General features: G+C 70.2%; 12 protein-coding genes. 2 read left to right on the top strand and 10 right to left on the bottom strand.

All coding sequences use genetic code 11. The features are described 5' to 3' along the window. The 7 genes from G3N62_RS29725 to G3N62_RS29695 all read right to left on the bottom strand — a co-directional run. A partial coding sequence (locus G3N62_RS29725; RefSeq protein WP_206141380.1) for an alkene reductase occupies positions 1–1,101 on the bottom strand: 1,101 nt, incomplete at its 3' end. 99 nt (positions 1,102–1,200) lie between these two features. Next, the gene (locus G3N62_RS29720) at positions 1,201–2,418 is read right to left on the bottom strand and encodes an MFS transporter (RefSeq protein WP_124669439.1); all 1,218 of its coding nucleotides are present in this window, start codon (positions 2,416–2,418) and stop codon (positions 1,201–1,203) included. 141 nt (positions 2,419–2,559) lie between these two features. Further along, positions 2,560–3,477, bottom strand: coding sequence for a LysR family transcriptional regulator (locus G3N62_RS29715; protein WP_034192060.1), 918 nt, complete (start codon positions 3,475–3,477; stop codon positions 2,560–2,562). Between the two features lie 69 nt (positions 3,478–3,546). Beyond that, the gene (locus G3N62_RS29710) at positions 3,547–5,808 is read right to left on the bottom strand and encodes a molybdopterin cofactor-binding domain-containing protein (RefSeq protein WP_124669440.1); all 2,262 of its coding nucleotides are present in this window, start codon (positions 5,806–5,808) and stop codon (positions 3,547–3,549) included. Further along, entirely contained in the window at positions 5,808–6,308 is a 501-nt protein-coding gene (locus G3N62_RS29705) for a (2Fe-2S)-binding protein (protein ID WP_034192062.1), read from the bottom strand. Before G3N62_RS29705 ends, G3N62_RS29710 begins: the two co-directional genes overlap by 1 nt. Next, complete coding sequence (locus G3N62_RS29700; protein WP_124669441.1) at positions 6,305–7,585, bottom strand: cytochrome c; 1,281 nt, start codon at positions 7,583–7,585, stop codon at positions 6,305–6,307. The genes G3N62_RS29705 and G3N62_RS29700 overlap by 4 nt, the downstream gene beginning before the upstream one ends. A gap of 336 nt (positions 7,586–7,921) precedes the next feature. Next, positions 7,922–8,194: a UBP-type zinc finger domain-containing protein gene (locus G3N62_RS29695; protein ID WP_124669442.1), complete on the bottom strand. Its 273-nt coding sequence runs from the start codon at positions 8,192–8,194 to the stop codon at positions 7,922–7,924. 220 nt (positions 8,195–8,414) lie between these two features. On the opposite strand from G3N62_RS29695, the gene G3N62_RS29690 reads away from it, so the two are divergent. Next, positions 8,415–9,686 (top strand): NAD(P)/FAD-dependent oxidoreductase, encoded by a 1,272-nt coding sequence (locus G3N62_RS29690; protein WP_034192065.1) that lies wholly within the window; start codon positions 8,415–8,417, stop codon positions 9,684–9,686. Positions 9,687–9,711: 25 nt separating this feature from the next. Here the strand turns inward: G3N62_RS29690 and G3N62_RS29685 are convergent, their stop codons facing one another. Further along, positions 9,712–11,142: an efflux transporter outer membrane subunit gene (locus G3N62_RS29685; protein ID WP_124669443.1), complete on the bottom strand. Its 1,431-nt coding sequence runs from the start codon at positions 11,140–11,142 to the stop codon at positions 9,712–9,714. Beyond that, complete coding sequence (locus G3N62_RS29680; RefSeq protein WP_034192067.1) at positions 11,139–12,173, bottom strand: HlyD family secretion protein; 1,035 nt, start codon at positions 12,171–12,173, stop codon at positions 11,139–11,141. The genes G3N62_RS29685 and G3N62_RS29680 overlap by 4 nt, the downstream gene beginning before the upstream one ends. A gap of 83 nt (positions 12,174–12,256) precedes the next feature. Between G3N62_RS29680 and G3N62_RS29675 the strand changes: the two genes are divergently transcribed. Beyond that, positions 12,257–13,837, top strand: a complete 1,581-nt coding sequence (locus tag G3N62_RS29675; RefSeq protein ID WP_124669444.1) for an MFS transporter — start codon at positions 12,257–12,259, stop codon at positions 13,835–13,837. 100 nt (positions 13,838–13,937) lie between these two features. Here the strand turns inward: G3N62_RS29675 and G3N62_RS29670 are convergent, their stop codons facing one another. After that, positions 13,938–14,759 carry an alpha/beta hydrolase gene (locus tag G3N62_RS29670; RefSeq protein ID WP_206141381.1) on the bottom strand — a complete coding sequence of 274 codons (822 nt, stop codon included), beginning with the start codon at positions 14,757–14,759 and terminating at the stop codon, positions 13,938–13,940. Positions 14,760–14,808: the final 49 nt, after the last annotated feature.

The following is a 14,808-nucleotide window of genomic DNA, read 5'->3' as shown; positions in this document are numbered from 1 at the left end:
GCCTGCCGCGTCGTACCGTGCGTAATCGACATATCCGGCGCGATCGCCGCCGTACCAGCCGGCCGCTTTCGGCTCGGCGAGCGGTGCACGCGCGGCAATGCGTTCGACGAGATCCGGATTCGCGATGTAGGCACGCGCGAACGCGACGAGATCGGCGTCGCCCGCGTCGATCAGCGCCTGCGCGGCATCGGGCGCAATGCCGCCGTTGACGATCAACGTGCCGCCGAACGACCGGCGCGCATGCTCGACGATCCGCGGCAGGTCGGGCTCGCCGCTCCAGCCGTTGGTGTCGGCCGCGTGCAGATAGGCCACGCCGGCTTCGTCGAGCATGCGGCCGACGTAGGCCAGCGTCGCATCCGGGTCGGCATCGCGCACGTTGTTGTACTTCGCGTACGGCGAGATGCGCACGCCGACACGCGCGAGCGGCATCACGCCGCCGACCGCCGCGACGATTTCCTCCAGAAAGCGCGCGCGGTTCGCGACCGACCCGCCGTAACGATCGTCGCGGCGGTTCAGCGTCGACGACAGGAACTGGTGCGGCAGATAACCGTTCGCCGCATGGATCTCGACGCCGTCGAAGCCGGCCGCCATCGCACGCGCCGCCGCGCGGCGGAATTCGTCCACGGCGTCGACGACCTCGGCGGTCGTCATCGCGCGCGACGGCGTCGCGTGAATCTTCGTATAGTAGCCGTTCTGCAACTGCGCCCAGACCTGCAACTGTTCGAGATCGTCGTTGACGCCGGATGGCGACAACGGCGCGGCACCGCCGAGCAGCGTCAGCGAGCTGACCCGGCCGCCGTGCCACAGCTGCGCGAAGATGCGTCCGCCGTTCGCATGGACCGCGTCGGTGATCTTTTTCCAGCCGGCGGCCTGCGCGTCGTCGACGAGCCCCGGCGTCAGCTCGAATGCCGCGGACGCGGCGCTGACGTTGGTCGCCTCGGTCACGATCAGGCCGGCGGACGCGCGCTGCGCGTAGTACTCGGCCATCAGTTCGGTCGGCAGGCCGCGCGACGGCGCGCGCGAGCGCGTCATCGGGCCCATCACGACGCGGTTGGGCAGCGCGAGGCCGCGCAGGTCGTACGGAGCGAGCAGGGAAGACATGAGGACTCCTTCATGAGTGAGGATGGGCGCAGTCAGGACCGCGCGGCAACGATGCCGTGTGACAGGCCGACCGCGCGGTGCCGCGCCGTCGGCGGCGGTTCACGCGTGCGCGTGACGTCGCGCGTGCGGGCGGCCGATCGCGACGTAATGGGCGAGCGCGACGAGCGGGAACGCCGCCGCGACGGCCGCGACGAGCGACCAGCCGCCATGCTCGTACAGCGGGCTCGCGAGCGCGGAGCCGGCCGCGCCGCCGACGAAGATGCTCGTCATGTAGAGCGCGTTCAGCCGGTTGCGGCTCGCCGCGTGCAGTGCGTAGATCTCGCGCTGGCCGAGCACCATGTTCATCTGCACCGCGAAGTCGAGCACGATGCCGGTGACGACGAGGCCGTACACGCCGGCGCCGTGAACCGGTGCGCTCGCATACGCCAGCGTGCCGGCGACCAGCGCGATCAGCGTGGCGCGCACGGTGTGGCCGGCATCCGCGAGACGGCCCGCGACGGGCGCCGACGTCGCGCCGATCGCGCCGACGAGCGCGAACAGGCCGATCGCGGATTGCGACAGTCCGTAGTGACGCGTCAGCTCGACCGGCACGGCGGTCCAGAACAGGCTGAACGACGCGAACATCAGGCCCTGGTAGAACGCGCGATGGCGCAGCACCGGCATCGTGCGCACGAGGTGCAGCAGCGAGCCGATCAGCGCGAAATAGGTGGCGCGATGGTCGGGCTGGCGTGACGGAATCGTCAGCGCGAGCACGGCCGTGACGAGCGTCATCACCACGGCGGCGCCCGCGAACACGACGCGCCAGCCGAACGCGTCGGCCACGACGCTCGACAGCGGCCGGGCGAGCAGGATGCCGAGCAGCAACCCGCTCATGATCGTGCCGACGACGCGGCCGCGCGAGTGGTCCGGTGCCAGATGCGCGGCGAGCGGCACGAGGATTTGCACCGCCACCGAGCTGAAGCCGATCAGCAGCGAGACCGCGAGGAACAGCCCCGGCGTGCGGACGACCGCGGCGGCCGCGAGGCTCGCGATCGACACGACGGCCGTGACGATCATCAGCTTGCGGTTTTCGAGCAGATCGCCGAGCGGCACGATGAAGAACAGCCCGAACGCATAGCCGATCTGCGTCAGCGACACGATCAGGCTCGCCGCGCCGCTCGACATGTGCAGGCCGGGGGCGATGAGTTCGGTGATCGGTTGCGCGTAGTACAGGTTCGCGACGATCGCGCCGCAACTGAACGCGAACAGCAGGATGAGCGCCTGCGTGAGCTTGACCGCGGGTGCGGGCGAGGCGAGCGGGGGGGTATCCGTTGACATGGTCGGCTCCGGGAAGGAAACAGGGCGGCGACGTAACCGGCCGCGATACCGTGAATGCTATTGACCGGGCGGCCGGCGCGGAATGGGTCCGGCACGCAATCGAGCATTGCGTGCCGCGCAAAGGTGCCGGAACGCGTGCGTTCAGCCGCGCTGGCCCTGCAGCGTCGGAATCTGCGCGAACAGGCCGGCCAGCCAGTCGACGAACACCTTGAGCTTGACCGGGACGTGCCGGTTGGGCGGATACAGCACCGAGATCGGGCGCGGCGGCGCGTTGAAGTCGGTCAGCACTTCGCGCAGCCGGCCCGACTGCAGGTACGGCTCGACCAGGTACAGCGACGTCTTGATCAGCCCGATGCCCGCGACGCCGCACGCGATGTAGTTGTCCGCATCGTTGACCGCGACCGTGCCGCACATCTGCATGACGCGCGGCTCGCCGTCGACGACGTAGTCCCACGGGCGCGGCCGCCCGGTGTCGGCCGAGATGTGGCTGACCGCGACGTGCTGCGCGAGATCGTCGACGGTGGCGGGCTCGCCGAACTGCGCGAGATAGGCGGGCGACGCGCACGTGCAGGTGGTCAGGCTGCCGATCCGCCGGGCGATCATCCCCGAATCGTCGAGCGCGCCGATGCGCACCACGCAGTCGACGCCTTCGCCGACGAGATCGATCTGGCGATCGGTCACGCCGAGTTCGATCATGATGCCCGGATGGGCGGCGAGAAACGCCGGCAGCGCGGGCACCATGATCTGCTTGGCCATGGCCGGCGGCAGGTTCACCTTCAGCCGGCCGCGCGGCACGTTGCGGGCCTGCGATACCGAGGCCTCCATGTCGTCGATCTCGCGGAGCACCGCGACCGAGCGTTCGTAGTACGCCTGGCCGTCCTCGGTCAGCGAGATCCGGCGCGTGGTGCGGTTCAGCAGCCGGCAGCCGAGATGCTGCTCGAGCCCGCTCAGCAGCGCGGACACGCGCGGCGTCGTGAGGCCGGTGGTGTCGGATGCGCGCGTGAAGCTGCCGGTTTCGACGATGCGCGTGAAGACGCGCATCGAAAGCAAGGTGTCCATCGTCGGGGTTCTCCAGCCTGTCGGCTTGCGGCGCCGGTGCGTGCCGGCGCTGTGTCGTTGATCGGACCGTCAGGCGTCGATGCGCTTGCGCAGCGCGTCGCCGGCAAACGGCATTTCCCGCAGGCGCTGGCCGGTCGCGTCGAAGATCGCGTTGGCCAGTGCGCCGGAGGTCGGCCCCATCGACGCCTCGGCCGCGCCGAGAAACGGCGCGCCGGGACGATTGACCAGGTGAACCTTCACGCTTTGCGGCGCGGCCGAAAAGCGCAGGATCGGGTAGCTGCTCCAGTCGAAGCTGCGGATGCGCTCGGTGTCGTACTTCAGCGCCTCGTACAGCGTCCAGCTCGCGGCCTGCACGATGCCGCCCTCGATCTGGTTGCGGATGCCGTCCGGCGATACGATCTGGCCTGCATCGACGGCCGCTTCCGCGTGTTCGAGCGTCACCTGGCCCGTTTCCGGGACGACCGACACCTCGACCGCGATCGCGACGTATGCCATCAGGTTCTTGTACTTGCCGAACGCGAAGCCGACGCCGCGATTGCGCGCACGCGGCGGCCTGGGCCAGCCGAAGTGCTTCGCGGCGAGCTGGATCACTTGTCGCGCGCGATGGTCTTCCATGTGACGAAGCCGGAATTCGACCGGATCGGCGCCGGCCGCGTGCGCGAGTTCGTCCATGAAGCTTTCGATCGCCCAGACATTGGTGTGCGCGCCGAGCGAACGCATCGCGGACGTCTGCAGCGGCATCGTCGGCGAGAAATTGTTGACGATGTGCTGGTTCGGCAGCGCATACAGCGGGATCGCGTTGCGGTCGCCGCCGCCCTCCGGTTGCAGCATCGGCGTCGACGGCGCCGGCACGAACGGCGGCTCGAGCATGCGCGCGGGCAGCAGCCGGCCCGCGTTGACGATCCGTTCGTTGTGCGAGCTGCTCCACAACGCATAGTTCCAGTCGACGATGCGGCCGCCCGCATCGAGCGATGCACTGACCTCCGTCACCATCGCCGGCGTGAAGTGGTCCCACGTGTGTTCCTGTTCGCGCATCCATTGCACGCGAATCGGCTTGCCCGGCATCGCGGCCGCGATCAGCGCGGCGTGCGCCGCCGCGTCGTCCGCGCCGTTGTGCCCGTAGCAGCCGGACCCTTCGGTGTGAATGCAGCGCACGCTCGCCTTCGGCATCGACAGCATCTCGGCGAGTGCGTCGCGCAGCGGATAGACGCCCTGCGAGTGGGTCCACACCGTCATCATCCCGTTATCGAGATGCGCGACCGAACACGACGGTCCGATCGACCCGTGCATCAGGTAATTCTTGAGGAACGTCGCGTTCAGCGTCTTCACGGCCGGCGCGGTAGGCGCATGCGTGTTCGCGATTTCGATGCGCTGCGTCGAAATCCGTTTGAGCTCCTGATGGACGGTGCCGCGCTCGGGCAGCTGGCGGCCCGGCGACCAGCGGCAGCCGGCCGCGAGCGCGCGCTGCGCGACCACCGCCTGCCACTCGCCTTGTGCGACCACCGCAAGCATGCTGCCGTTGCGCACGATGCGCACGACGCCGGGCAGCTTCAGGATCGCGGCTTCGTCGAACGACAGCAGCTTCGCGTCGTACACCGGCGGCATCACGACGCGCGCATGCAGCATGCCGGGCAACTGCATGTCCTGCACGTAGCTGATGCCGCCCGTGACCTTGTTCGGGATGTCGACGCGCGGCAGCGACGTGCCGATCACGGCGAATGTCGCCGGGTTCTTCAGCGGCGACGTGGGGGCCGCGTTGCGGTGCAGGTCGACCGTGCGGATCGCGTCGCCGTAGGTCATCGTGCGGCCGTCGGGCGCCTTGATCACCGCGTCGGCGGTCGTCAGCACGCGCGGATCGACGCCGAAGCGTTTCGCGGCGCCTTCCACCAGCAGCGCGCGCACCTGCGCGGTCGCGTTCAGCAGCGCGGAACCGCTGTCGGCCATGGTATGGCTGCCGGCGGTCAGTCCTTCGTCCGGCGACGCGCCGGTGTCGGCCGTCAGGAACGTGATCAGCGACGGCTTCATGTCGAGTTCCTCGGCGGCCACCTGCAGCAACGCGGTGCGCACGCCGGTGCCGAGCTCGACCTTGCCGGTAAACACGGTGACCTTGCCGTCGGGCGCGATCTTGACCCACGCGTCGAGCAGCGGATTGGTCTTCAGGCTGCCGGCGAGCGCCTGGGTGGCTTTCGCCACGTGGACGGCCGCGCCTTCGTCGGCGATCACCAACTGTGCGGCCGCGCGCGACGCGGGCGCGAGACTGAACGCGACGAACAGCGCGCCGGAGACGATGAAGTGCCGGCGGCCTTCGTCGATGTCGTCGTGGGAATTCATCACAGCCCCTTGCTGATCGTGACGGGAGCGGACGCGGGTTCGGGGGCCGGCAGCCCCGCGACCGAGCGCACCGCCGCGAGAATCCGCATGTGCGTGCCGCAGCGGCACAGGTTCGGTTCCATGTGCGTGCGCAGTTCCTGTTCGGTCGGCTTCGGATTGCGTTCGAGCAGTGCCTGCGCGCGCATGATCATCCCGGCGATGCAGTAGCCGCACTGCGCGGCCTGGTGCTCGATGAACGCGCGTTGCAGCGGGCCCGGATGCTCGGCGGTGCCGAGGCTTTCGATGGTGCGCACGCCGCGCGCGCCGACCGCGGCCACCGGCATCAGGCACGAGAAGGTCGGCTTGCCGTCGACGATCACGGTGCAGGCGCCGCATTGCCCGAGGCCGCAGCCGAATTTCGCGCCGTGCAGGTGCAGGTCGTTGCGCAGCGCGTACAGCAGCGGCGTGGACGGATCGATGTCCAGCGTGTGCCGCACGCCGTTGACGGTGAGGGTAATCATCGTGCGGTGTCCTCTTTTCTGAGCTTCGCGGCCATCGCGTCGACGCCCGACCAGGCGGGACGGTCGGTATAGGTCTCGCGCACGTACGCGGCGAGATCGGCGATCTGCGCGTCGTCGTACTGGTCGATGAACGACGGCATGTAGTTCAGCGTATCCTCGCCGTGCCAGCCGATCCCGTTGAACATCATCTGGATCGCGTTGCGCGGCGTATCGGCGTTGACGGCCGTGCTGAACGCGAGCGTCGGCCGCTCGCCGATCGACTGCATCGGCGCGGCCGGCCCGTGACACTGCGCGCACGACGCCTGGAACAGTACCGCGCCGCGCCGCCCGGCCGGCGTCGTCGCGGCGCGTTCGACCGGGTTCGCGGCCGCACGCGCATTCGCCGGCTTCTGGATCGACAGGATGTACGCGGCGATCGCCTCCACGTCCTCCACCGGCACCGTCGCGAGGTCGCGCGTGACCGGCAGCATCGGCCCGGCCGCCGCGCCATGCTCGCTCGCGCGGCCGGTACGCAGGTAGGTGACGAGCTGCGCCTGCGTCCACGGCCGAGCGGCCTGGCCGAGCGCATTGAGCGGCGGCGCTTCCCAGCCGTCGACGATACCGCCGTCGAACGCGCGGCCGCGCTGCTCGCCGCCGATCGCGTTCAGCGGCGAATGGCACGACGCGCAGTGGCCGAGCCCGTCGACGAGCATCCTGCCGCGATTCCATTGCGCGGACTGCGCCGGGTCCGGTCGATACGCGCCCTCGCGCAGGAACAGCACGTTCCAGAACGCGACCAGCGGCCGGAAGTTCAGCGGAAAGATCAGGTCGTTCGCGGGCGCCGTCGCACGTACCGGCTCGCGCGTCATCAGGTACGCGTACGCGGCGGCGATGTCTTCGTCCGACATCCGCGTGAAATGAATGTACGGAAACGCCGGGTACAGCGACTGGCCGTTGCGTCCGATGCCGGTGCGCAACGCACGGGCGAATGCGTCGCGCGACCAGCGGCCGATCCCCGTTTCGGCATCCGGCGTGATGTTGGTCGCGTAGATCGTGCCGAACGGCGTCGCGAGCGGCAGCCCGCCCGCGAACGGCTTGCCGTCCTTCGCGGTGTGGCACACGATGCAGTCGCCGAGCGCGACGACGCGCGCGCCGGCGCGCACCAGCTGTGGATCGAACGAAGCGGGGGCGGGCGGAGCGATCGGCGCGATCGACGGCCGCACCATGATGCCGATCGCGACCGCGATGCCCGCGATCGCCACGCCGGCCGCGCCGAACCAGAGTCGTTTGTGCTTCATGCGCGCTCCACGCGACGCGGTGCGCCGCAAGCGATGCGGTGCGCGGCAACGCCGGACGATGCGGGTCGGCCGTGCGCGGCCGACCGATGCGGCCGCGACCGGGTTGCGGCGCGGCGGTGATTGGCGACGGGGATCATGGTGTCACTCCAGCAGTCGATAACGGGCGCAAGCGCCGTCCTGCGCGGCAGCTCATGAACGCAGTCTACGCAGAGGCCGCGACCATTGCCTTAAGCGGCGCTGAAACGTTCTGAACGGTGTCCGGCCCTGGCTCGGCCGGGATGCGGCGCGCGGGGCGGATGACGGGCGCGCCGTGGCGCGGCGGCCCCGCGCGCCGCGTCATGACGGAACCTTGCCGGCGACGACTTCGTCCGCGTAGCACCAGATCCAGCGCTCGCCGGGCTCGATCGAGCGGACGAGCCGGTGGCCGGTTTCACGGAAATGCCGGCTCGCGTGGCGATTCGGCGACGAGTCGCAGCAGCCGACGTGCCCGCAGATCAGGCACATCCGCAAATGCACCCAGCGGCTGCCCGATCGGACGCATGCCTCACAGTCGTCCTTGTCGGTGTCGAACACGCGTGCTTCGTCGAGATGCGTACAGGCGTTGGCCATCTTGCGCTCCGATGCCGGCGCGGGAGCGACGCTTGCGGCGCGGCCGGCACGAGGCCGCAAGCGGGAGGGGATGCGGCATTGTGCAGCGTCGCGTCGCGGCCGGACCTTAATTGTCATGAAGCGGCCCGCGCGGCCCGCGCCGGCGGCGTACAGTCGCGAATGCGTCCGGCCGCGGCACCGGCCGGGCCGCATCCGACATCGACATCATCGGGAGGCGCTCATGGATCAACCGCAACACGTGCGGATCGTCGGCCTGCCGCGCAGCAGGGATGCGTATGCGATCCGCGATTTCCTGCAGCGGCGCATGATTGCGTACGACTGGTGCGAGCTGACATCCGACGCCGACTGCGCGCAGGTGCTCGGCATCGCGCCGCTACGCGACATCCGGCTGCCGGTCGTGATCTTTCCGGACGGGTCGCGCCTGTACCAGCCGACCCTGGCCGAAATCGCCGCACGGCTCGGCTGGGTCGCGCGCCCGCGCTTCGTCGAATACGACGTGTCGATCTACGGCGCGGGGCCGGCCGGGCTGTCGGCGGCGGTCTACGCGGCGTCCGAAGGGCTGCGCGCGGTCGTGATCGAGCGCGGCGCGATCGGCGGGCAGGCCGGCACGAGTTCGCTGATCGAGAACTACATGGGCTTCCCCGACGGCATCCCGGGCGCGGAGCTCGCGGAACGCGCGCGCGAGCAGGCGGTGAAGTTCGGCGTCGAGCTGCTGACGATGCGCGAGGGCGTGCATGCGACGTTCGTGGACGGCAAGATTCGCGTCGAGCTCGCCGACGGGTCGATCCTGGTCGCGCGCGCGAACATCTGCGCGACCGGCATCGAATATCGCAGCCTCGGGCTGCCGGAGGAGCCGGCGTTTCTCAATGCGGGGCTGTTCTACGGCGCCGGGTCGAGCGAAGCGCCGATGTGCGCGGGCGAGCAGGTGTTCATCGTCGGCGGCGGCAATTCGGCCGGCCAGGCCGCGATGAATTTCGCGCGGCATGCGCGCCAGGTGACGATGCTCGTGCGCGGCGCGTCGCTCGCCGACACGCTGTCGCGCTACCTGATCGACCGGATCGAGCGCACGCCGAACATCGAGGTCCGCTACCGGTCGAGCGTCGCCGCGCTGCACGGCGACGGCTGGCTCGACGCGATCGAGCTTCGCTCGGCGGACGGCACGCTCGAACGGCTGCCGGCCACGCGCCTGTTCGTGTGCATCGGCGGCGCGCCGAATACCGACTGGGCGAAGGACACCGACATCATCCGCAATCCGGGCGGTTATCTCGTCACCGGCGGCGACCTGTACGACTGTCCGGCGTTCGAGCGCGTGTGGCCGCTCGAGCGGCGGCCGTACCACCTGGAAACCAGCGTGCCGGGATCGTTCGCGGCCGGCGACGTGCGATCGGGATCGGTCAAGCGCGTCGCGTCGGCGGTCGGCGAAGGCGCGATGGCCGTGACCTTCGTGCACCGGTTTCTCGGCGAGGATGCGCATCGGCTCGCGGGCGCGTGACGCGCGCGCGGGCCGTTCGATGCATTCATCGCGCGTCGGCCCGCGTCGCGTCGTGCCACCCGTCCCGGCCGGCGCGCGCCGGCGGCGTCCACCCGCCGCCCAGCGCGCGGACGAGGGTCACCGTCGCGACGGCCAGCGCCTGCCGGCTGTGAATCAGCTGGCGTCGCGCATTCAGCGCATCGCGATCGGCGTCGATGACTTCCAGATAGCTGACGTAACCGTGCGCGTAACGGCTCAGCGACAGCCGCGCCGCGGCGTCCGTCGCGTGCGCCGCGTGGTCGTAGCGCGCGATCCGTTCCTTCTGCGCGGCGATGTCGTTGAGCGCATCCTGCACGTCGCGCAACGCGCCGATCGCGGCCGCGCGATAGTTGGCGTCGGCGACGTCCGTGCCGGCTCGCGCGGCAGCCACCGCGGCGTCGCGCTTGCCGCCGTCGAACACCGTCAGCGCGACGTTCGCGCCGAGACTCCACAGCGAGCTGTTGCGGTCGAGAAACGACCGCAGGTCGCGGGTGGCGAAACCGCCGTCGGCGGTCAGCGTGAGCGTCGGCAGCCACGCGGTGCGCGCGATGCCCAGCTCGAGCGACGCCGCGTCGGCACGCCGCGCCGCCGCGAATACGTCCGGGCGTCGGGCAAGCAGCGCGGACGGCAGCCCGGCCGGCACATCGGGCACCTGCACGGGCACGGCGGCCGTGTCGATGTCGAACGCGGTCGGCGACACGCCGGTCAGCACCGCGATGGCGTCGACGAGGTTCTCGCGCAGCCGGCGGCTCTCCGCGAGATCGGCATGCGCGGTATCGAGATCGGCCGACGCGCGCAGCCCGTCGAGATCGCTCGCCGCGCCGGCCCGCACGCGGGCGGCGATCACGTCGAGCGCGGTGCGCCGCAGCCCGATCGCGCGGGTGAGCGTCACGAGATCGTCGTCGACGTAGCGCAGCGTCAGGTAGTCGGCCGCGACTTCGGTCGCCACCCGCAGACGCACCGCATCGCGGTCGGCCGCCGCCTGCAGCACGTTCTGTTCGCCGATATCGGCATCGCCGCGCAAGCGGCCCCATAGATCGACTTCGTAGCGCGCGGCGAGCGGAACCGACCAGTTGTGCATCGTGCGCTTCGGCAGCGCGTTGTCGACCGTGCCGGATACGCGCGTACGGCTGAACGACGGGTCGACGCGCACGGTCGGCGCCAGCGCGGCCTCGCGCACGCCGAGCAGCGCCTGCGCCTGGTCGACGCGCGCGGCCGCCGCGCGGATATCGAGATTGTGCGCGAGCGCGGCGTCGACGAGGCGGCCGAGCCGCGGGTCGCCGAACCAGGCGGGCCACGTATCGAGCGATGGCGCATCGGTCGACGGGTCGACATGGCGGAACCCGTCGTGTCCGACCGGCACGGGGGCGAGCGGTTGCGGCGCAATCGAGCATGCGGCCAGCAGGCTCGCGGCGAGCAGGGCGAAGGCGCGCTTCATCGCGATTCGCGGGCGGGTTGCAGCGTGACGACGACCGACAGCCCGGGCCGGATGCGCGGCTCCGTCGCGGCCGGGCCGTCGAGCAGGATCTTCACCGGTACGCGCTGCGTGACCTTCGTGAAATTGCCGGTCGCGTTGTCGGGCGGCAGCAGCGCGAACTGCGCGCCGGTCGCGGGCGACAGGCTGTCGATGCGGCCGCTGAACGCGCGCGCCGGCAGCGCATCGAAGCGCAGTTGCACGGCGTCGCCGACGCGCACGTGCCGCAGCTGCGTCTCGCGGAAATTGGCGACGATCCACGGATGCGGCTCGACCAGCGTGAGCAGCGCCTGGCCGGGCGCGACATGCTCGCCGGTCTCGACGGTCTTCTTGCCGACGTAGCCATCCGACGGCGCGACGACCGCCGTGTAGCCGAGCTGCAGCAGCGCGTCGCGCAACTCGGCGTCGTTCTGGCTCGACGCCGCGTCGGCGGCCTGGGCGGCGGCGATGGCGCTGCGCCGTTGCGCGTCGGCCGCCGCGACGCGCGCGCGGGCGGACTTGCGTGCGGCATCGGCCGCATCGAACTCCTGCCTCGACAGGCCGCGCGGCGTCTCGCGGGTCAGTTCGCGTGCACGCGCGTAATCGAGTTCGGCCTTGTCGGCATCGGCGTGCGCCGATACGAGCGCGGCGTCCGCCTGCTCGATCAGCGCGTGTGCGCGGCTCGCATCGGCATGTGCCTGGGCGACGCGTGCGCGCTGCGCGGCGACGCGCACGTCGAAGTCGCGCCGGTCGATCTGCACGAGCGCGTCGCCCGCGTGCACGAACTGGTTGTCGTCGACGAGCACACGTTCGACCGTGCCGGCGACGCGCGGCGAGATCACGTGCAGGTGGCCGGTCACGTACGCGTCGTCGGTGCCGCGATCGCGCGCGTCGAACTCGTAGACGAGCAAGGCGACGAGCAGCAGCGCGATCGCGGCGATCGCGACGATGGCCGGCTTTCGGGAACGCGCGGGCCCGGCGGGCGACGGCGCGGGAGTGGGTGGGGGTGGGGTCATGATCGGCCAACTCCATCGTACGGGCAGGATTCGACGCACCGCGTTATGCTTGCGCCAGCTTGACAGGCGGGAGCCGCTCGACGATGAACACGACGTTCGCCACCGGCCGTGCCGCGCCGGCGCCGGCCGCGGGGCCGGCCTCCGACATTCCGACGTTTCGGTCGATCGCCGCGATCGCGGCCGTGCTGCTGGGCGCGATCATCGCGACGCTGACGTCGCGCATCACGTCGCTCGGGCTGGCCGACGTGCGCGGCGCGCTGGGCGTGGGCGTCGACGAAGGCGCGTGGATCAACACCGCGTTTACCGCGTCGCAGATGTTCGTCGGGCCGCTCGCGATCGCGGCGGCCTTCATGTTCGGCACGCGCCGCGTGCTGGTCGCGGGCGCCGTCGTGTTTCTCGGCGCGGAAAGCGTGCTGCCGCTCTGCACGCGGTTCGGCGCGTTCATCGTGTGCCAGGCGGTCGCGGGGCTCGCGTCCGGCGTGTTCGTTCCGCTGACGGTCGGCTTCGTCGTGCGCACGCTGCCGCCGCGGCTGATTCCGTTCGGCATCGCCGCGTATGCGATGAATCTGGAGATGTCGCTGAACCTGTCGGCCACGCTCGAAGGCTGGTACAGCGAACACCTGAGCTGGCGCTGGCTGTTCTGGCAGAACGCGGCGCTGACCGTGCCGTTCATCGCGTGCCTGATGCTGTCGCTCGGCGACGAGCCGATCAAGCGCTTCGCGTCCGGCGTCGACGCGCGCGGGATGCTGCTCGGCGCGGGCGGCTTCGCGTGCCTGTGCATCGCGCTCGACCAGGGCGAGCGGCTGTTCTGGCTGCAGTCGCCGCTGATCGTCGCGCTGCTGGCTGCCGGCATCCTGATGATCGCCGCGTTCCTGATCCATGAACTCGCTTCGCCGCGGGCGGGGCTCGACCTCGGCTACCTCACGCGGCCCAACATCGCGCTGCTGATCGTGCTCGTCGGCCTCGTGCGCTTCACCGTGCTCAACACGAGCTTCATCCCGTCGCTGTTCCTCGCCAGCACGTACGGCCTGCGGCCGTTGCAGATCGGCGATACGCTGCGCTGGATCGCGATCCCGCAACTGCTGTTCGCGCCGTGCGTCGCGCTGTTGCTGCAACGGGTCGATCCGCGCCGGCTGATCGTCGCCGGCTTCGCGATGGTGGCGATCGCGTTCGCGCTCGGGTCGCGGCTCACGCCGGTCTGGGCCGAGCCCGACTTCATTCCGTCGCAACTGTTGCAGGCGCTCGGTCAGACGATGGCGCTCACGTCGGTCATCTTCTTCTTCGGCAAGCACGTGACGGCCGAGCATGCGCTGACGTTCGGCGCGGTCGTGCAGGCGACGCGCCTGCTGAGCGGGCAGCTCGGTACGACGGCGATCGCGGTGGTTCAGCGGATCAGGGAGGCTACCCATTCGAATCTCGTCGGTCTGCATGTGTCGCTGTCGGATCCGGAAACGCTCGAACGGCTGCGGGCCGGCGCGGCGTCGCTGGTCGCGCATGGCGCCACGTTCGCGACGGGCAACCAGGCGGCCTATGCGCTCGTCGATCGCGCGGTGCGCGTGCAGGCCACGACGCTCGCGCTGGCCGACAACTTCCGCGTGGCGATGGCGTTCGCGCTCGCCGGCGCGCTGCTCGGCATCCTGCTGCGCCCGGTGCGGACGCCGTGAGCGCCGCACCGGGCGATCTGAAATTTCCTGAAAAGTCCTGAACGGCGCACGGGCGGCGTCCGCCGCGGCGGCATGCGCGCCGCCGCGACGGACGGCGCGCTTACGCCTGCAGGAACGCGAGCAGCTCGGCGTTGATGCGATCGGCGCTCACGACGCACATGCCGTGCGAGCCGCCCTCGATCACCTTCAACACCGCATGCTTGACGATCTTCGACGACAGCCGGGCCGAATCGTCGATCGGCACGATCTGGTCGTCGTCGCCGTGCAGCACGAGCGTCGGCACGTCGAACTTCTTCAGGTCCTCGGTGTAGTCGACTTCCGAGAACTCCTTCACGCACAGGTACTGGCCGTGAATGCCGCCCATCATCCCCTGCGACCAGAACGCGTCGATCGTGCCCTGCGACACCTTTGCGTTCGGGCGATTGAAACCGAAGAACGGCACCGCGAGATCCTTGTAGAACTGCGAACGGTTCTCCGCGACGTTCTTGCGGATGCCGTCGAACACGTCCATCGGCAGGCCGCCCGGATTGGTCGGCGACTTCACCATCTGCGGCGGCACGGCGCCGATCAGCACGGCCTTCGCCACGCGCTTCGTGCCATGACGGCCGATGTAGCGCGCGACTTCGCCGCCGCCGGTGGAGTGGCCGACGAGCGTTGCGTCGCGCACGTCGAGTGCGTCGAGCAGCGCGGCGAGATCGTCCGCGTACGTGTTCATGTCGTTGCCGCGCGACGGCTGGCTCGAACGGCCGTGGCCGCGGCGGTCGTGCGCGATCACGCGATAACCGTGCTGCACGAGGAACAGCATCTGCGCGTCCCAGGCATCCGCGCACAGCGGCCAGCCGTGCGAGAACACGACCGGGCGGCCGGTGCCCCAGTCCTTGAAGTAGATCTGCGTGCCGTCTTTCGTGACGATCGTGTTCATCGTGTGTGCTCCAGCGTGGGGGGAAGAGGCGGCGCACACGATGAACACG

Origin of the sequence: Burkholderia sp. Tr-20355 (genome assembly GCF_017104685.1) — a bacterium.
In the GTDB taxonomy this organism is placed as follows: domain Bacteria; phylum Pseudomonadota; class Gammaproteobacteria; order Burkholderiales; family Burkholderiaceae; genus Burkholderia; species Burkholderia seminalis.
The sequence above is the reverse complement of the archived record's forward strand: the minus strand, read 5'-3'. Positions and strand labels throughout refer to the sequence as shown.